The 17,512-nt window shown below is 40.5% G+C and carries 17 protein-coding genes and 1 pseudogene; 14 read left to right on the top strand and 4 right to left on the bottom strand.

Annotated features, from left to right (window positions below):
• Positions 1-76: 76 nt before the first annotated feature.
• The 4 genes from J2T13_RS11380 to J2T13_RS11365 all read left to right on the top strand — a co-directional run bounded on the left by J2T13_RS11380 (position 77) and on the right by J2T13_RS11365 (position 4,507).
• Positions 77-1,126 (top strand): acyltransferase family protein, encoded by a 1,050-nt coding sequence (locus J2T13_RS11380; RefSeq protein ID WP_429371288.1) that lies wholly within the window; start codon positions 77-79, stop codon positions 1,124-1,126.
• A gap of 70 nt (positions 1,127-1,196) precedes the next feature.
• Positions 1,197-1,718 (top strand): SMI1/KNR4 family protein, encoded by a 522-nt coding sequence (locus tag J2T13_RS11375; RefSeq protein WP_429371287.1) that lies wholly within the window; start codon positions 1,197-1,199, stop codon positions 1,716-1,718.
• Positions 1,719-2,094: 376 nt separating this feature from the next.
• Complete coding sequence (locus J2T13_RS11370) at positions 2,095-3,246, top strand: iron-containing alcohol dehydrogenase (RefSeq protein WP_429371286.1); 1,152 nt, start codon at positions 2,095-2,097, stop codon at positions 3,244-3,246.
• Positions 3,247-3,505: 259 nt separating this feature from the next.
• Complete coding sequence (locus J2T13_RS11365) at positions 3,506-4,507, top strand: AI-2E family transporter (RefSeq protein WP_429371284.1); 1,002 nt, start codon at positions 3,506-3,508, stop codon at positions 4,505-4,507.
• 165 nt (positions 4,508-4,672) lie between these two features.
• On the opposite strand, the gene J2T13_RS11360 is transcribed toward J2T13_RS11365, so the two are convergent.
• Genes J2T13_RS11360 through J2T13_RS11350 form a run of 3 tightly spaced genes read right to left on the bottom strand, consistent with a single transcriptional unit; the run spans position 4,673 to position 7,958 of the window.
• Positions 4,673-5,437 carry an SDR family NAD(P)-dependent oxidoreductase gene (locus J2T13_RS11360; RefSeq protein ID WP_429371282.1) on the bottom strand — a complete coding sequence of 255 codons (765 nt, stop codon included), beginning with the start codon at positions 5,435-5,437 and terminating at the stop codon, positions 4,673-4,675.
• Positions 5,438-5,466: 29 nt separating this feature from the next.
• Positions 5,467-6,699 carry an aminopeptidase gene (locus tag J2T13_RS11355; protein WP_429371280.1) on the bottom strand — a complete coding sequence of 411 codons (1,233 nt, stop codon included), beginning with the start codon at positions 6,697-6,699 and terminating at the stop codon, positions 5,467-5,469.
• Positions 6,700-6,725: 26 nt separating this feature from the next.
• A complete protein-coding gene (locus J2T13_RS11350; RefSeq protein WP_429371278.1) occupies positions 6,726-7,958 on the bottom strand; it encodes an aminopeptidase in 1,233 nt (410 codons plus the stop codon).
• A gap of 133 nt (positions 7,959-8,091) precedes the next feature.
• On the opposite strand from J2T13_RS11350, the gene J2T13_RS11345 reads away from it, so the two are divergent.
• The 10 genes and pseudogenes from J2T13_RS11345 (at position 8,092) to J2T13_RS11300 (ending at position 16,558) form a co-directional block, all read left to right on the top strand.
• Complete coding sequence (locus J2T13_RS11345) at positions 8,092-8,376, top strand: hypothetical protein (RefSeq protein ID WP_429371276.1); 285 nt, start codon at positions 8,092-8,094, stop codon at positions 8,374-8,376.
• A gap of 80 nt (positions 8,377-8,456) precedes the next feature.
• A complete protein-coding gene (lspA, locus tag J2T13_RS11340; RefSeq protein ID WP_429371274.1) occupies positions 8,457-8,945 on the top strand; it encodes a signal peptidase II in 489 nt (162 codons plus the stop codon).
• Positions 8,946-8,984: 39 nt separating this feature from the next.
• Positions 8,985-10,229: a DUF445 domain-containing protein gene (locus J2T13_RS11335; RefSeq protein WP_429371272.1), complete on the top strand. Its 1,245-nt coding sequence runs from the start codon at positions 8,985-8,987 to the stop codon at positions 10,227-10,229.
• Positions 10,230-10,264: 35 nt separating this feature from the next.
• Positions 10,265-11,173 (top strand): aldo/keto reductase, encoded by a 909-nt coding sequence (locus J2T13_RS11330; protein ID WP_429371270.1) that lies wholly within the window; start codon positions 10,265-10,267, stop codon positions 11,171-11,173.
• 138 nt (positions 11,174-11,311) lie between these two features.
• Positions 11,312-12,055 (top strand): annotated as a pseudogene (locus J2T13_RS11325) (AzlC family ABC transporter permease).
• The gene (locus J2T13_RS11320) at positions 12,031-12,357 is read left to right on the top strand and encodes an AzlD domain-containing protein (protein WP_429371268.1); all 327 of its coding nucleotides are present in this window, start codon (positions 12,031-12,033) and stop codon (positions 12,355-12,357) included. The pseudogene J2T13_RS11325 and the gene J2T13_RS11320 overlap by 25 nt, the downstream one beginning before the upstream one ends.
• Positions 12,358-12,511: 154 nt before the next feature.
• Positions 12,512-13,078, top strand: coding sequence for a nitroreductase family protein (locus J2T13_RS11315; RefSeq protein ID WP_429371266.1), 567 nt, complete (start codon positions 12,512-12,514; stop codon positions 13,076-13,078).
• Positions 13,079-13,510: 432 nt separating this feature from the next.
• Positions 13,511-13,705: a hypothetical protein gene (locus J2T13_RS11310; protein ID WP_429371264.1), complete on the top strand. Its 195-nt coding sequence runs from the start codon at positions 13,511-13,513 to the stop codon at positions 13,703-13,705.
• Positions 13,702-14,106, top strand: a complete 405-nt coding sequence (locus J2T13_RS11305) for a helix-turn-helix transcriptional regulator (RefSeq protein WP_429371262.1) — start codon at positions 13,702-13,704, stop codon at positions 14,104-14,106. Before J2T13_RS11310 ends, J2T13_RS11305 begins: the two co-directional genes overlap by 4 nt.
• Before the next feature lie 22 nt (positions 14,107-14,128).
• A complete protein-coding gene (locus J2T13_RS11300) occupies positions 14,129-16,558 on the top strand; it encodes a beta-mannosidase (protein WP_429371330.1) in 2,430 nt (809 codons plus the stop codon).
• A gap of 325 nt (positions 16,559-16,883) precedes the next feature.
• On the opposite strand, the gene J2T13_RS11295 is transcribed toward J2T13_RS11300, so the two are convergent.
• A complete protein-coding gene (locus J2T13_RS11295; protein ID WP_429371260.1) occupies positions 16,884-17,456 on the bottom strand; it encodes a nucleotidyltransferase family protein in 573 nt (190 codons plus the stop codon).
• Positions 17,457-17,512: the final 56 nt, after the last annotated feature.

Below are 17,512 nucleotides of genomic sequence, written 5' to 3'. Positions count from 1 at the left end.
AATACATAGTAGACATAGTGATAGAAAAGTAGTAACCCAGGAAGATCTTGATTGAAAAATGGAGGAGATATTAATCTTGATAGATACAAGAAAGAGACTATTTTATTTAGACAATTTAAAAGTATTTTTAATCATTCTTGTCATCGCTCATCATGCGGGTCAACCCTATTCAGGTGGGGGGTGGTGGTGGTATTTCACAACAAGTGACTCAGCCTACTTTGGAGCATTTTTTGCTGTGAATGCGGCTTTTTTTATGAGTCTATTCTTTCTGATTTCAGCTTATTTTGTGCCAGCTTCTCTCGAGAAGAAAGGTCTGGGTCCTTTCATCAGAGAGCGATTGATTCGATTGGGAATTCCACTAGTTATCGGATTTGTATTGTTAATACCCTTTTCATGGCCAGTGATTCACTTTGGTCACTTGTGGTTTCTCGAACATCTATTGATTTATAGTGTACTTTACGCCATTATTCAGACGCTAATCTGGAAAAATCAAAAAAATCAAAATCAATACGTTCACAAACCATTTCCAACTCAACTCGTCATCATACTCTTCACCCTTATTGTAGGCTTGTTAACTTTTGTAGTTCGCATTCAATATCCTATCAGTGCTTGGATCGGATTTCTAGGAATTATTCAAACTGAATTTGCTCATGTTCCACAATATATGTGTTTCTTCATGGTCGGTATTGTTGCAGCTAGAAATAACTGGTTTACTAAAATCCCTAAAGTTGTTGGAATGACGTGGCTCTTAGTGGGGGTAATCATTGCATTATTTCTATATACAGGTAATTTGAATTCTATTAAAACGGGTGGGTTGAATTGGGGAAGTCTGGGGTATTCCATGACTGAAACATTCTTATGTTCAGGCTTATGTATTGGGCTTATATTCTTGTTTCAACTAAAAGCCAATAAGACTAATAAAACGTTGCAATTGCTGTCATCGAATGCTTTTTCTATCTATATTTTTCATGTGCCTGTTGTTGTTAGTTTACAATATATCGTTGAATCTCTACCTGTATCTGCATACTTCAAATTTATTATAGTCATCGTCCTGGGAGTTGTAATTAGTTTCTTAATTAGCCATTTCATAATCAGAAAAATTCCCTATTTGAAAAAGATATTTTAGAGGGTAGACTATCTATGGGTATTCAAGGAATCTCATTCTATTTACTTGACGAATAATTGGAGGATAAGAAATGATAAACCGTGCGGAGTCGCTATGGCAGCGTATTATCGAGAAAGGAACGAGTCAGAAAGAGGATTTCAAAGAATCATTAAATCTACAACCTAGTGCAAAAGATGAAGATTTCCAGCTAATCGAGAGCATGCTTAACGTCACACTTCCCGAAGAAATGAAAAGTTTCTATAGAATACATAACGGGCAGAATTGGAAAGTGGGGGGGCATTCTTTTATCAGAAATCTAACGCTATCTCCGATCTCCCAGATTATAGATAATTGGTTGTTTTTACAGGAAGAATTTGAGCCGGATGATTTAGAATTGAGTAGTGGATTTGAAATCAAGCCTTTTCTTTGGAATTCTAAGTGGATTCCAATTGCAGACAACGGCGGTGGAGATTACTTGTGTCTTGATACAGATCCATCTGAAGTTGGAGTTGCAGGGCAAGTACTATATTGTTGGCACGATTGGGGAATGCGCTCTATTGAAGCGAAAAGCCTGTATGAATTCATAGATATATGCATTGAAGAATCTGATTGAGATTCCAGTCTTATATAACTATCAATTTACAATCCAACCGATAGATTAGAAGGGTTTTACGAAGGAAAACTATTTCAAAGAAGCTGATATTAATCACGAAACGATATCAGCTTCTTTGATTTGTCTATGAACAACCTATATCCCGTATTTTAACCTTTCACACAACAGACATAAAACAAAATAAAACAACATAAATAATCATTATATTGTTTACAATAAAGATTTATGAGGTTACGATAATCTTATAAAAATCTGCTAACAAAGCGCATGACAAACAGAGGCGAACCTGAGACCATATATGGATTTGTTTCGAAGATTCACAGAGATACAGCTTGAATAGGCGACTAGTTAGAATAAAATCAGGAGGATGGTAAAAATGAGTACTCATGTGTATTATGTTCCGTCAATCAACATCATGGGCAAAGGTTGTTTACAGGATATCGGTCTTTACATTCAGGAACTGAATTTAAATAAGGCACTGGTTGTAACAGATAAATTCCTCGTTAAGAGCGGTATTGCGGGTAAACTTTTGGCAGTTCTAGATAAGATAGACATCCAGTATGTCATCTATGATGATGTGAAACCGAATCCTACCTGCAAAAATGTACATGACGGTGTTGCGTTCTTGAAGGCAAATGATTGTGACTACATCATTTCCATCGGCGGTGGCTCGCCACAGGATACAGCCAAAGCAATCGGCATTATTGCTACAAACGGTGGTCATATTACGGAATATGAAGGCGTCCACCAATCCAAATCTAGATCTCTCCCGATTGTTGCTATTAACACTACAGCAGGTACTTCCAGTGAAGTGACGGTTAACTATGTTATTACCGATGAAGAACGTAAAGTGAAGATGGTGATGGTTGACAAGAACAGCCTTGCGACCATCTCTGTGAATGATCCTGAGCTCATGATCGATAAACCGGCTGATCTGACAGCGGCTACAGGTATGGACGCATTAACGCACGCTATTGAAGCATTAGTTACTCCCGGTGCGTATCCGGTAACGGATGCCACAGCACTGGCTGCGGTTGAGTTAATCTTTGCTAACCTGGCTCGCACAGTGAAGAACGGTCACGATATTGAGGCACGTGAGCAGATGGTGTATGCCATATTCCTAGGAGGACTGGCTTTTAATAATGCTGGATTGGGTTATGTACATGCGATGGCTCACCAGCTCGGTGGTGTGTATGATCTGCCTCACGGCGTATGTAATGCTATGTTATTGCCGTATGTGGAAGAAGAGAATGCCAAATATGTACCTGAGAAATTCAGATCGATTGCGAAGGCGATCGGCCTTCAAATTGTAGGCAAAAGTGACAAGGAATGTGCTGACTTTGTTATTCAAGCCATTAAGGATCTGTCTAAGGAGGTTGGAATTCCCACTAAATTGTCTGAACTGGGTGTAAATGAGGTTGATCTGGACTTGCTCGCTGAGAATGCGATGAAGGATGCTTGCGCTCCAGGAAATCCATTTATTCCGACAAAAGAGGAAGTTATCACACTATTCAAAAAAATACTTTGAAGTAGCTGTTCCGATGATTAAATTGTTGCAATATTCGAATACAGAAGCCTTCGACGCTATGTCGAAGGCTTCTTCTAAATAATGGACATAAATAACACGAATATTAGGAAGTACATGTAGAGAAAGGAATAATAATTCAATTCGACAATAAAAATTTAAATATTTGTGGATTTGGAGAAATTTTTCGCTTTAAAGTGAAACGTCATGATAATATATCCGTAGTAAGGATGATGAATAAAAGAGAAAAAGAGGGTAGCCAATGGAATCTTTACGCACATTTTTTGCTCAATCGATTGTAAAAAGGGTTTTATTCTTGATGCTGGTCGTATTATTGTTGTATAGCCTGCGTCATATGCTCAACTTATTACTTCTACTGTTCTTGGTAACATTTGTAATGGGTCGTCTTGAAGGCTACGTAACCAAAAAGCTTAGTCGTTTCTTCACCGTCTCACCAACCTTAGTGAATGTAATTCTGTACTTGATACTTATTTCCTCATTGGTCTATGGCATTTTCAATTACGCTCCAAAAATTGTGAATCAAGTCGTAGATATGATTAATAACATCACCCGATTTCTTAATTCTTCCCAGAACGATGATGTCGTCCGGATGCTTACTAATGCGCTAGAGAAAGTTGATTACCAGAAATATTTAGGTAGTACAGTCTTTTATATTATGAATTTGGCAAAATGGCTGGAAATTATTCTGTTTGTTATCATACTTAGCTTCTTTTATTTGTTGCAAAAAAACAAGGTGGATCAGTTCACTGAGAAGTTTCGTAAAAGTAAAATCGGTTGGTTGTATAGTGAGTTCAATTATTTCGGAAGAAAATTCACATCTTCTTTCGGTAAAGTTATAGAAGTACAGTTACTTATTGCTGTTTTTAATACTATTCTAACCGTTATAGGTCTTTGGATTATGGGCTTTCCGTATTTATTCGCACTAACAATTATGGTGTTCCTATTTAGTCTTATTCCAGTAGCGGGTGTGATGATCTCGTTCGTTCCGATCGGTATCATTGCTTACCAAATCGGTAGTTTCACTTTGGTACTCTGGACGATTGCGATGATCTTGGTGATTCATGCTGTCGAGACCTATTTCCTTAACCCCAAATTATATGCACACAAGACGAAATTACCTATGTTCTACACGTTTATTATTCTCATTTTCTCACAGCATTACATGGGCATATGGGGCTTAATTATTGGAATTCCGATATTTATGTTCCTGTTGGATGTGCTGGAAGTTGAACAATCGGATTAAAGAATAGACGAATAATTGTCGTCACGACATTGTAAAGACGCTTGGTACTCCAAGCGTTTTTGTTATGCATACATATACAATAAAAAATCCAGAAACTGACGACGGATCGTCAATTCCTAGATTCCAGAATTTCTAGATTTCTAGATTCGTCTCATTATGAGTTAATTAGATCGCAGGCATGACATTACCGCCATTAACCGGAATATAAGCTCCGGTAATAAAGCTAGCTAAATCAGAAGCAAGGAAAGCTACAACATTTGCAATTTCCTGATCGGTACCTCTACGTTTCAATGGAACTGATTGCTCATATACTTCGTTATGCTCTGAATTATTCTCGCGATCATGTTCACTGATTGTCCAGCCTGGAGCAACCTGATTAACCGTAATTTGACTCGCTCCAATTTCTTTGGCCAGTACGCGGTAGATACCATCCATACCTCGTTTACCAGCGACATAGGCTGATTGGCCAGGTGCATTCTGCATCGAACATTCGGTATTGATCCCGATGACACGACCTTGTTTACGTTCGATCATGGAAGGCACGAAGGCTTTGGACAAATATACACTTTGCATGACACAAGAATCTAGTTGACCAGCGTAATCTTCGAGGGGTTGATCTAGAATCGATTTCCACTCATACTGGATCACGGCATTGGCGACTACGATATCAACAGTCTTGAAATGACTGAATATATCATCGCGCATACGTAACACCTCATCAAACTGCGTCACATCAGCCTGTACGATCATGCAACGGTTACCCATCGACTCGATTTCTTCCTTCAATTCAGTAGCTTTTGCCTCATTACCTCGATAGTGAACCACTATATTGGCGCCACAATCAGCCAATGTACGTGCCATAACTCTTCCCAGTTGGCCGGTAGCTCCTGTAATTAATGCTGTTTTACCTTGCAGATTTACATTCAACATCTAAGTTCAACCCTCCCAAGGATTATATGTTAGACAACCCAATCACCTTTAATGAAGATTTGTTCTTTTACGCCAGCTTGTGTTACACCGAAGATGTCCATTTCGGGTGAACCCATCATGAAATCGACGTGGGTAATGCTTGCATTCATGCCCTTGTCAGCAAGCTGTTCGGAAGTCATAGTCTTGCCACCTTCAATATTAAAGGCATATGAGCTACCAATAGCAAGATGACAAGACGCATTCTCATCAAACAATGTCGTGTAGTATAGAATATTACTTTGCGAAATAGGAGAATGGAAAGGGACTAAAGCCACTTCACCTAAATAATGAGATCCTTCATCCATATTTATAAGTCGATCAAGCGTATCTTGACCTTCTTCAGCGATGTAGCTCACAATGCGTCCATTCTCAAAAGTCAGCGAGAAGCGGTCAATAATATTTCCGCCATAGCTTAGAGGCTTAGTACTCTTAACGGTGCCATTCACGCCTGTTTTCAGTGGAGCTGTAAACACTTCCTCGGTAGGAATGTTAGCAACAAACGAAACGCCTTGTTCATTTACACTTCCCGCCTGTGCCCATATATGACCTTCAGGTAATTCAATAGTCAGGTCTGTACCTGGAGCTATGAATTGAAGGCTGTGATACTTCTTATTGTTGAGTTCATCTGACTTCGCTTGGAGGATCTCAATGTGATCATTCCAAGCCTGAATAGGGTCCGGTTGATCTGCACGTACAGCTGCAAAAATAGCATCCCATAGTCTATTCACCTGTTCTTCTGGTGCTGTTTCTGGAAATACTTTCGCTGCCCAATCTGGGGAAGGGAAGGCGATGCCGTTCCAGCTCATTTTGTCAGATTGTTGGTATTGGCGGTACTTAGACATCGCTTGACCGAAAGATCGCTGATGGTTAGCAATACGTTCAGGATCAATCCCTTTGAGCATATCAGGACTGGAGGAGAGAATCGTTAGAAAGGCAGCATCTGACTCAGCTAATTCCTCCATTTCTCCTGCATACCACGTAGGTGCTTCTAGAAAAGAATCATCCGATGCATATTGGTAGCGCATCCGTGATACCGCTTCATCTGTGTAGTTTACCTTAACAAGCTTCGCACCCGCTTCATATGCTTTACGCACAATAAGTTGGACTAGTTCTGCAGAGTCGATCATAGCGTTCAGCACTAGCGTCTGACCCGGCTGAATATTGACACCTATCTTAACAGCTAAGGTTGCGTAATTATCTAATTTTTGTTCAAAATTTAGCATGAATGTTCCTCCGTTATCATTATTCGTTAAAATGCCCAGTTTCCGTTACGGAATAAAGGTTCTACTGTGCCATCTTCTGTAATGCCATCGATATCCATCTCAGCTGACCCAATCATGAAGTCGACATGTGTGATACTCGTATTCAATCCATGTTCGGCGAGCTGATCTTTATTCATATCTTTACCGCCTTCGATGCAGAATGCATATGCACTCCCTATCGCTAAGTGGTTCGATGCATTCTCATCAAACAAGGTGTTGTAATAAAGAATATTCGATTCTGAAATCGGAGATTTGTGAGGTACAAGCGCTACTTCCCCTAGATAATGAGAACCCTCATCCATAGCCACTAGATGCTCAAGAACTTCTTGCCCTTGTTCGGCAGACACACTCACGATACGTCCATTCTCAAAAGTCACAGAGAAATTGTTGATTATATTCCCACTGTAGCTCAAAGGCTTAGTGCTACTTACCGTACCATTAACGCCTGTCTTAAGGGGCGCTGTAAATACTTCTTCTGTAGGCATATTTGCTACAAAACGATGACCTTGTTCATTTATACTGTCACCTGCTGCCCAGATGTGTCCTTTGGGTAGTTCAATCGTGAGATCTGTTCCAGGAGCAGTATAATGAAGTTTGGCGTATTTCTTGGCATTGAGAGCTTTCGATTTGGATTCAAGTGTATCCAAGTGAGTCTTCCACGCTTCTACAGGCTGATCTTGATCTACACGAACGGTATGGAAAATAGCATCCCATAAGCTCTGAATCTGCTCTTCGGGTGGAAGCTCAGGGAACACTTTCGCTGCCCATTCTGGTGAAGGTACAGCGACTATACTCCAACTGAATTTATCTGACTGTACATAAGCCCGATACTTGGCTAATGCTTCGCCTCGAGTCTTCTGAGAAGTCGCAATTCGTTCCTGCGGGATTCCCTTAAGGAGATCGGGGTTCTCAGACAGAACGGACAGGACAGCTGCGCCATTCTCCACAAGTTCTATTAATTCACCTGCATACCACTTCGGTGGTATCAAGAATGCTTCATCTGCGGCTAATTCATATTGTAAACGAGTCACCACTTCATCGTTCCAGTTGACCTTCACTGTTTTGGCACCAGCATCATACGCTTTCTTGACGATTAACCGAACGAATTCGGCAGAACTAATCGGGGCGTTCACTACGAGTGTCTGGCCCTTGTGTACATTTACTCCGACTCTAACAGCCAAATCGGCATATTTGTGTAATTGTTGTTGTAAATCAGTCATATGTAACCCTCCACATTTTTAGTTATTCAATAGTTATTGTACTAAATTGGATAGCATAATGAAAACTGACATGTATTTATCGTCAAAATGGTATACTATAATAACATATTTTAATTAAAGGAGAACAACGTAAATGAATGTACATATTGAAAGTGCAGATTTGAAGAAAAATGAAGAAGGGCATTTCATTGGTCACACGCAATTTAGGATCGAGGGCTATAAAGACACCTATGAGTTAACCTTCTTTAGCAAAAGAGGTACAAATTGGGATTATAGTATTAACTTTGCTAAGGAATCCGGCAAGGAAGAGGATCTACTCACGATCGATAAGATGATTGAAGAAGATGATGACTTATTCGATCAATTGCTAGATGCAGCGTTGGATGCGATGGAGCCGACCGCTTCGGAAGAAGTATAGTTCAGCTTTTTACTTATATGATGTAACTGAATAGATAGAAGAACAGGAGTCCATGACTTCCTGTTTTTTTAAATGTACTTATGAAATTTCATGGGTTGAATGGGGGAATAGATTTGTTTTACATGATCTCTATCTTCATTATTTTGTTAGATCAGGTTTCGAAGATATGGATTCGTTTCGAAATGCAGTTAGGAGAGCTCAAGTTTTTTGGGAATGATTTGGTTCACTTCAATTACTATGAGAATAGTGGAGCCGCTTTTAGCTCTTTTCAGGGATATGGTCGTTTATTCGTTATCTTTGCTATTCTCGTTGTTGTCGTCATATTGTACTATCGTAAGAAGGGTGAAATACGTGGGTTATTCATGGATGTGGGTACAGGATTGTTGGTAGGTGGTGCTATTGGAAATGCCATAGATCGAGCATGGCGTGGTAGTGTTACTGATTTTATTGTGTTAGGTTCTCAAACTGGGATTATGAACATAGCAGATATAGCGATCAATTTTGGGGTAATACTTATCATTATAGGGATGCTTGTCACAAGTATAAGACAGAGAAAAAGAAGTTCATAATCACACTAGTGGTTGTGACTAATGATTAGGAGGATACACATGAGAACCAAGCATATCGCTACATCCTCTCTCATCGTCATGGGGATTGGGTTTATACTTACTTTATTTATGCCTCAGAATATTGTGGTTCGTCTAATGCAGGGTGGTTTTGAAGCTGGGTTAGTGGGTGGTTTCGCAGATTGGTTTGCAGTTACAGCGTTATTCCGTCACCCTATGGGCATCCCCATTCCACATACCTCTTTGCTTATAAACAATCGGGCCAAAATTGTAAATTCGCTGATTGGAGCCATGGAAACTGAACTGTTGAATAAAGAAAGTATCAAGAACAAATTGCGTCAGGCTAAGATATTTAAATCATTAGCTTCGGGTGCTTTCAGAATGATTCGGAAGCGCGAAGTTCGTAGAAATATTGTTACTTCTACGAAATCACTGGTTGAAGCCATTCCACTAGAGAAGGTGGCAACCTCTGTACAGACTGCCGTGGTAGGGTATGTAAGAAATAAAGAACTGGAGCCTCTAGTCGCTCAAATAGCCATTTCTATTGTTGAGAAGAAATATGACGAGCGCGTGTTAGACTATGCTTTGGATTATGGTAAGAAGTGGGCTATTAAACCTGAGACGGAAATTTTATTGGGTCAAATTGTGCACAGTAAATTACAAGAGCTTCAGGTTGGAGGCATGAAGGGTTTTGCGATTCAGGCATTCCTTGGTTTCATGAGTGAGGAGAAGTTAGGCTCCTTACTTACAGGTTTATTGGTTTCTTCGATAGATGATCTATCTTCGTCGGATAGTGCCTATCGGGAACGTATTCTACGGGAGATAAGAGTCCAACTAACAACGGCTGCTCTAAATCCTTCTGTAACTCATCAGATTAAATCATGGTTAGAGACCAAGCTCACAGATGAAAGTACAGAGAGATTCATTTTGGCTCAATTAGTGGAACTGAGAGATAAGTTACTTCTTAAATTGGACAAAGAATACGATAATGGAGGAAGGATCGTGTTATCCACATTCCGTTGGGTGGTCACTACTTTAAATAAGCAAGAAGAATTAGTGAATCGTTGGGAGCAAGGGATATTGAACCTGATCGGCAACCTTGTAGAAGCTAATTATTATCGTATAGCGCTTCTAGTCAAAGATAATTTGGACAAAATGGATGATAAAACGTTAGTGAACATGTTAGAAGAAAAAGTAGGAAATGACTTACAATGGATCCGAGTGAATGGGGCTTTATGTGGTTTTATTATCGGAATCCTTCTCACTGTGCTCCATATGTTGATTTAATCTAGATTGGGGACGTCATTGAAAGGGGTATGAAGATGAAGCAAAGACAATTGGGATCATCAGATCTATTTGTAAGTGAGGTAGGTCTGGGCTGTATGTCACTCGGGACAGACGAGTCATCCGCCATACCATTGATACATCAAGCTTTGGAACAGGGTGTGAATTTCTTAGACACCTCTGATTTATACGATGCGGGGCGGAATGAAGAAATCGTAGGAAAGGCTATTCAAGGTCGTCGTGATCAAGTCATACTCAGTACTAAGGTTGGAAATCGTCGTGTTGAAGGTCAAGATAACTGGATCTGGGACGCGTCTAAGAAATATATCATCGCTGAAGTTAAAGAAAGTCTGCGACGTTTGCAGACTGATTATATTGATCTATATCAATTACATGGTGGAACTTTGGAAGATCCCATTGATGAGACGATTGAAGCTTTTGAACAATTAAAACAAGAGGGGCTTATTCGTTATTATGGGATTTCATCGATCCGTCCCAATGTGATTCGTGAGTATATTCAGAAATCTAACCTAGTAAGTGTGATGAGTCAGTACAGTATTCTAGACCGACGTCCCGAAGAGGAGATTCTACCCTTATTAGCAGATCATGGTATGAGTATGATTGTTCGAGGACCCATTGCTAAAGGGATCTTATCTGCTGCTGGGGATCGTAAAGTAGAAAAGAAATATATGAACTATAGCGCGGAAGAACTTCAGCGCTTACGTAAAGGATTACAATCCCTAGTTCATGAACATCGGAGTATGGCGCACATTGCTCTTCGATATGTGTTATCAGATCCCGCAGTCGCGGTGGTCATACCGGGCGCTAGTTCATTACAACAACTTCTAGATAACATTGCAGCTGGCGATACTGCACCACTATCAGAGAAGGAAGTATCGTTCATTCGTCAGAATAGTAAAGAAGATCGCTACGAACAACACCGTTAATATGGGGTGGAAATAGAAATCATCTATACGTTCACTTACAATCGTGTACTGCTAAAAAGGGTAGATCTTAGGATTTACCCTTTTTCTAATCGTGAATGGGCTCTTCCTATCAAAAAAATATTAAAGAGGTTAAGATACATGGATATAAATCGGGGAATCGATCAGCAGACTTTAAATTCACTAGATAGCTTCTTACAGGGTGTTAAGGATTGTGTACCTACATTGTTAGGATATTTAAGTATTGGATTTGCGGCAGGAGTTGTAGGAAATACCTCAGGGCTCAGTATAGCTGAAATAGCGCTCATGAGTGCATTACTCTATGCGGGCTCTGGACAGTTTATCGCCGCGGGTATGATTGCTGCAAGCTCTTCCGTGTCCGCGATCATCTTTACTATTTTTTTCATTAATCTACGTCATCTTCTATTAAGCGCTGCACTTGCTCCCCAATTCAAGCGACTTTCGGCTTGAAATAATCTAGTGATCGGTTCTCAATTAACAGATGAGACGTTCGGTGTGGCTATGAATCGGGTCTCAAGTGGGAAGACCCTCGGATATAAATGGATGCTAGGATTAAATATTACAGCGTATCTTAACTGGTTGTTGGCAACGATTGCAGGAGGATTGCTTGGTAAATGGATTCCTAATCCAGAAGCATTTGGACTCGATTTTGCCCTGCCGGCTATGTTTATTGGCTTACTTGTACTTCAATTGCATAATAGTAAAAAGTTGTTCGTACATATGATCGTGGCATTAAGTTCGGTACTTATCGTGATTGGTGCCAGTTATATGATTGACGGTAGTATGGGGATTATTGTGGCGGCCGTACTAAGTTCGACGATAGGAGTTGTGTTTGAAAGATGGAAATCAGATGGAGTATCTTAATTATTATTCTCGGTTCAGCTCTGGTCACGTTTATTCCGCGTGTGCTGCCGTTGGTTATCCTAAGTCGAATGCAATTACCGATGGGTCTGATTCGTTGGCTACAATATATCCCGGTTGCTGTCATGTCAGCCTTAATTGCCCAAGAACTGTTCATTTCAGAGGGGCAGTTCGCGTTCGTTAACAACCGATTGGATTGGATGGCTGCGCTACCTACATTTGCAGTTGCCATATGGACTCGAAGTCTACTAGGCACTGTTATCGTTGGACTTGTTTGTATGATGTTACTTCGATGGTTTTTCTAAGATAGCAATAGCAACTAACCAGGGAATCATTGCGAGCAGTTTGTGAAAAAGATTGGACATTTCAGTATTCATAAATTAGAATGATAAAGATTATCATTTACAATGAATCAGCAACAGAAATCGTTAGGTTGTCCGTCCGAGGAGGAATCATAATATGGAGTTATCACAACTCATTAGAGCAAGAAGATCAATTCATCGATTTGAGGAACGCGAGGTTTCTCTGGAAATCGTTAAAGACATGCTGGATACGGCTGTATGGGCACCTAACCACAGAATGACTCAACCCTGGCGTTTTGTTATTGTACACGGAGAAGGACGGAAGCGCATCGCAGAAATCAACCCCAAAGGGAAGGGTCTCTTGAAAAGTGATCCTGAGAAAGCCAAAGAAGCGGGAACGAATTTCTATCATAAAATGATGAATGTTCCGATGTTTGTCATTGTTGTGATGAAAGAAAACCCAGTGATTGCGATTAGAGAAGAAGATTATGCTGCAACGAGCTGTGTCATTCAGAATTTCGGTTTACTTGCTTGGGAACAGGGAATTGGTATGGTATGGGAGAGTTATGGATTTATGCATGAAGCAGCCTTCAGAGAAGCCGTAGGTGTTCAACCAGGTGAAAAAGTTGTAGGCAGCTTACATGTGGGTTATGCAGCTCAAGTTCCGAATCCGCAGAACAGAGTACCCGCAACGGACAGAATGACAATCATTGACCAAGCGTAACATGAGTGCCTAAAATGATAGCTATAGTCGGTTATATTAACCCAAGTGAACGTCCAACAGGACAGACACTTGGGTTTTCGTTAGTATAGAGAATAAGAGCATTAGAAGCGAACCTTATATTTGTCTACCCTGGAGCTGTAATTTGACCCCTAACACATTTCAATGGAATAGTGATTTTCAACATGATCAATTCATTTGTCATAAAATAGAACGTTTGCTTAAGTGTATCCTTTATGTTGCGGTAGGCGTGTCTGTTAAGTTTCGGAGGAACTTCATGAATCTTATAGATCAGCCGAATATACGATAGGATATAAATCATTCCTGAATAAGAAAATATGGGGTTATGATGACATCAAGCAACGGTCGGGTGGCAAGAGCATTTGTACTAGAGAAGAGGAACAACGTTTATTCACGATCCTTCTAGAGAATGACGTGGTCGCGCTAAAGAATTGGGTCCAGCAGTATATTCAAGAATTGATCGATGATCCACAATTAACACTAGAATCACTAGCAGCTTCCATCCAATCCGTTACGATATTATCACAACGCTGGTTAGATCGATTATTAAAGGTTACGGGGCGAGGGAACATCCTGAAGGACGATCCGGCCAACTGCAAACCCACATGACGACTGTTTCTAAAGATGAATTGTTCCAACAACTATATAGCGTCATGAGCATGTATCACACGCATATGGGTGAAGGTCAAGCTGCGCATATCAACAAAGCGAGAGCTTTTATTGAGGTGAATTTAGAGCATGACGTTAGCCTTCAACGTGTCGCGAGACATGTTCATGTGCATCCGAATCACTTAAGCGATGTCTTCAAGAAAGAGACAGGGGCAACCTTTGGAGATTTCGTAACCCGTATCAAGATACAACGCGCGATGGAGATTATATCTGAATCACCTGCTAAAGTTAGTGACGTGGCTGCACAAATTGGTTATGGTGATGTTAAATACTTTAGTAAAATATTTAATAAACATACAGGCAAAACGCCTAGTGAATTTCGTGAAAACACAACTTGCTAATACCTTTAAGGAGATGGAGCGAATGCAAATAGCTGCGGATTGGAAGATTCAGCATTTCCCAGTAGGACAGATGAGACCCTTTGAACTTGCTTTTCCTGGATTCGATGATCGTTTCTGGATAAGTGCGAGCGTCCCAGGTGATGTACATAGCGCTCTTATAGAGAGAAATATTATTGATGATCCGTATTTTGGACATAACGATGCGAAGAGTCTTTGGATTGAAGATCAAGAATGGTGGTATCGGGGACAGTTTAACTATGTAGTCCAAGAGAAGTCGGATGAACGACATGAATTGATTTTTGAAGGTTTAGATACTTTTGCAACCGTATTCGTGAATGGACTTGAAGTGGGGACCACAAGGAATATGCTGATGGCCCATACCTTTGATGTGACTCGTATTATCCGGAACGGCTGGAACTGTATCGCAGTGAAATTTGACCCATTACGTATGCATCATGAGCAGAAGGAACTGTTCCAATGGTCATCTTATACGAAAGAACGTCCGTGGCTCCGTAAAGCTGCGATGAACTTTGGTTGGGATTGGGGTCCACGTATGGTCACGGTCGGGATCTGGGGAAATGTCCGTATAGAGCGGAAGAGGGTCGCTAAGCTTGATACCATATTTGCTAGAACCGTAGATGCTGGATCGGATGAAGCAACAATCTTAGTGGATATAGATGTGAAATCTTATCACAAACATCTTCATGTAGAGTGTGAGGTTATACTCGTGGATTCTCCTCAGCTTTGGTGGACACATGATTTAGGTGATCCTTATTTATATGAATTACAAGTTAACCTACTCGCCGATGGAGAGAAAGTAGATAGTCACAAGCAATCTCTCGGTATCCGTACAATCGAACTGGAATTAATAGACGAGAGCGATAATCCTAGCTTTGCTTTTCTGCTGAATGGTGCCAAAGTGTTTGCAAAGGGTGCCAACTGGATACCCGTAGATCATTTCATCGGTTCTGCACCTGATGCAAAGTATTGTGAGCTGATTGATCTGGCTATTGAAGGTCATATGAATATGATTCGAGTGTGGGCAGGCGGAATATATGAGAAGGACATTTTTTATAACGAATGTGATCGACGTGGTGTACTCGTATGGCAGGATTTCGCGTTTGCTAATGCGTTATTTCCAGACTTCAATAAAGATTTCATGGAGAATGTAAGGAACGAAGTCATTTATAATGTCAAAAGATTACGGAATCATGCTTCTCTAGCCTTATGGTGTGGGAACAATGAGATTGATTGGTTATATGATATGAAATCATCTAGCGGTGATATTACGACGCCATTCTATGGCAGAAGCATTTATCATGAATTGATTCCTGAAGTGCTTGAAGAGTTAGATGATAGCCGTGCATACTGGCCTTCTTCGCCTTACGGTGGGAATGATGATAATGATCCAAATGTGGGGGATCGGCATAATTGGCAGGTATGGCATGGGTCCGTGTATCCACGGCAATTCGGAGATCAGCCTGTGCTGGATTATAGCATTGAAGGTGTAACTTTCAAAAACTTCAAAAAAGACTTCACCTTGTTTAATAGTGAATTTGGGATGCACGCTTCAGCCAACCGCTACACGTTAGAGAAGAATATCCCTGAAGGACAGTTCTATTGGGGTAGTGTAGAGATGGCATATCGGAATAAGGACACGAATCATCAGAAGGGAATTCTGTTGATGGAAGGGTATACAGGGATTCCGCAAACCATTGAAGAGTATATGGCTTTCTCAATGTTGACACAAGCCGAAGGGTTGAAATATGGCGTTGAGCATTTCCGGCGCAATAAGAAACGGACAAGTGGTACGTTGATTTGGCAATTGAATGATAGTTGGCCAGGAACGAGTTGGTCGATGATTGATTATGAGTTGTTACCTAAGGCTTCTTACTATTATGCCAAAAAATTCTATCATCCACTATTGTTATCTATTAATCATGTGCCGGGTGAGTCACTTGAACTATGGGTTGTGAACGATACAATAGACTCATATGAGGGAAAAGTGACATTACAAGTGATTAATTTTGAAGGTAAGGAAGTATATCGTAAAGACTTCGATGCTAGTATCGAGAGTAATGCAGCTAGTAGTCTAGGTCATGTGGATGAAGTGGAAATCCTTAACGGTTATTCAGCTGAACAGGTGGTGGTCAAGCTATCCGCAGACGGATTTGCTGCACCAGATAATCTCTATTATCTACGAGATCAGAAGGACTTGCTCATGAAGGCTTCGGAATTAACAGTCGTAATAGATGAGGTATTGCAGACTGTAAGCATAACAGCAGAAGGTACTTTAGCACGTATGGTAACAATCGATTTACCGCAAGGTCGCGTTCGCTTTAGCGATAATTACTTTGACCTACTGCCTAATGAGGAACGGACAATTCAGATTAGCCATCCGGAAGGGAAGCGTGTTTCATTTGTAGGTTTGAGTGTGAGTGCATTTAAATAGGGTGATTCAAGAATAGATCCAATAAAAGAATCAATATAGGATCAAGATAAGCTGGGATTAGAATAGGTTCTGTTTGGGAAAGCTCTCTCTGAAGTAATGGTAGACCCTATACCTATGGAAGATCTGACGATGGAGAAGAAAGAAGAGAAGCAGCGTAAGGGCGAGTCCAAACATTCATCTTCCATTGAGAACAAGTTCCATACTGGATTTGAATAACTGGATGATTCTTGTAATTCTCGCTACGAAATTGACCAATGAGTATGTAAACAAAGCCAGCGGATAACCGTTGGCTTTGTTTGGCATATATAGGACGGTAAGTATTTTGCTAGAGATGAGTAACCTTTAGTTTATCCCAAACAGCTTGCCAATTCTTCTTTACAATACGTTCTTCATAAATGAGAACTCTTTCGCTTGACTCTGCAAAGAACGCTGTAGGTTTTAACTCCAAGTTAACCAGATCTTCAATGCCGTAAGGCGCTGCTAAGATAACATTATATTGGTCATCTAACTTAAGCCCCAAAGCTGTTGCTGTTTCTGGAAACTTTGAGATCGCATCAACGGATGAAGAGTAAGGGAGCAAGTTATTGACTAAATGCATTCTCGCTTCATTTTTGACTGACCAAGGAATGTTTGGGTTCATAGTTCGTAGTTTCTTTTCCAATTCCTTTTCTATATGTTCATCTAGATTGCTGTTATCGAAATAGATTACATCTACATCTGGCATGGGCGTTCTTTCAGTGAAACCATGAAGCACATCCCAAATCTTGGAACGCAGAAATCCAGCACAGACCCACCAATCAGGTAAATTCAAAGATTTTGCAGCGATTAGTATATCCATCATCCATTCGTCATCTTTAACAAGATGAATTAAGTCTTGTTCATTTATTGTATTCAACATGATCCCTCCACGAATCAGCTCTTCCAAGTTATCTTTGCCCACAGGTGCTGACAAAG

This window comes from Paenibacillus sp. DS2015, assembly GCF_050433705.1.
Classification (GTDB): Bacteria; Bacillota; Bacilli; order Paenibacillales; family Paenibacillaceae; genus Paenibacillus_AQ.
Note: the sequence above shows the minus strand (reverse complement) of the source record. Positions and strands in the feature narration are given on the sequence as shown.

Excerpts from the sequence above, each read along its gene's own strand:
- J2T13_RS11335 (WP_429371272.1), top strand. The coding sequence starts at position 8,985 with ATGAGAACCAAGCATATCGCTACATCCTCTCTCATCGTCATGGGGATT.
- J2T13_RS11350 (WP_429371278.1), bottom strand. The coding sequence starts at position 7,958 with ATGACTGATTTACAACAACAATTACACAAATATGCCGATTTGGCTGTT.
- J2T13_RS11330 (WP_429371270.1), top strand. The coding sequence starts at position 10,265 with ATGAAGCAAAGACAATTGGGATCATCAGATCTATTTGTAAGTGAGGTA.
- J2T13_RS11375 (WP_429371287.1), top strand. The coding sequence starts at position 1,197 with ATGATAAACCGTGCGGAGTCGCTATGGCAGCGTATTATCGAGAAAGGA.
- J2T13_RS11370 (WP_429371286.1), top strand. The coding sequence starts at position 2,095 with ATGAGTACTCATGTGTATTATGTTCCGTCAATCAACATCATGGGCAAA.
- J2T13_RS11360 (WP_429371282.1), bottom strand. The coding sequence starts at position 5,437 with ATGTTGAATGTAAATCTGCAAGGTAAAACAGCATTAATTACAGGAGCT.
- J2T13_RS11305 (WP_429371262.1), top strand. The coding sequence starts at position 13,702 with ATGACGACTGTTTCTAAAGATGAATTGTTCCAACAACTATATAGCGTC.
- J2T13_RS11365 (WP_429371284.1), top strand. The coding sequence starts at position 3,506 with ATGGAATCTTTACGCACATTTTTTGCTCAATCGATTGTAAAAAGGGTT.
- J2T13_RS11295 (WP_429371260.1), bottom strand. The coding sequence starts at position 17,456 with ATGTTGAATACAATAAATGAACAAGACTTAATTCATCTTGTTAAAGAT.
- J2T13_RS11320 (WP_429371268.1), top strand. The coding sequence starts at position 12,031 with ATGGAAATCAGATGGAGTATCTTAATTATTATTCTCGGTTCAGCTCTG.
- lspA (WP_429371274.1), top strand. The coding sequence starts at position 8,457 with ATGAAATTTCATGGGTTGAATGGGGGAATAGATTTGTTTTACATGATC.
- J2T13_RS11315 (WP_429371266.1), top strand. The coding sequence starts at position 12,512 with ATGGAGTTATCACAACTCATTAGAGCAAGAAGATCAATTCATCGATTT.
- J2T13_RS11300 (WP_429371330.1), top strand. The coding sequence starts at position 14,129 with ATGCAAATAGCTGCGGATTGGAAGATTCAGCATTTCCCAGTAGGACAG.
- J2T13_RS11355 (WP_429371280.1), bottom strand. The coding sequence starts at position 6,699 with ATGCTAAATTTTGAACAAAAATTAGATAATTACGCAACCTTAGCTGTT.
- J2T13_RS11345 (WP_429371276.1), top strand. The coding sequence starts at position 8,092 with ATGAATGTACATATTGAAAGTGCAGATTTGAAGAAAAATGAAGAAGGG.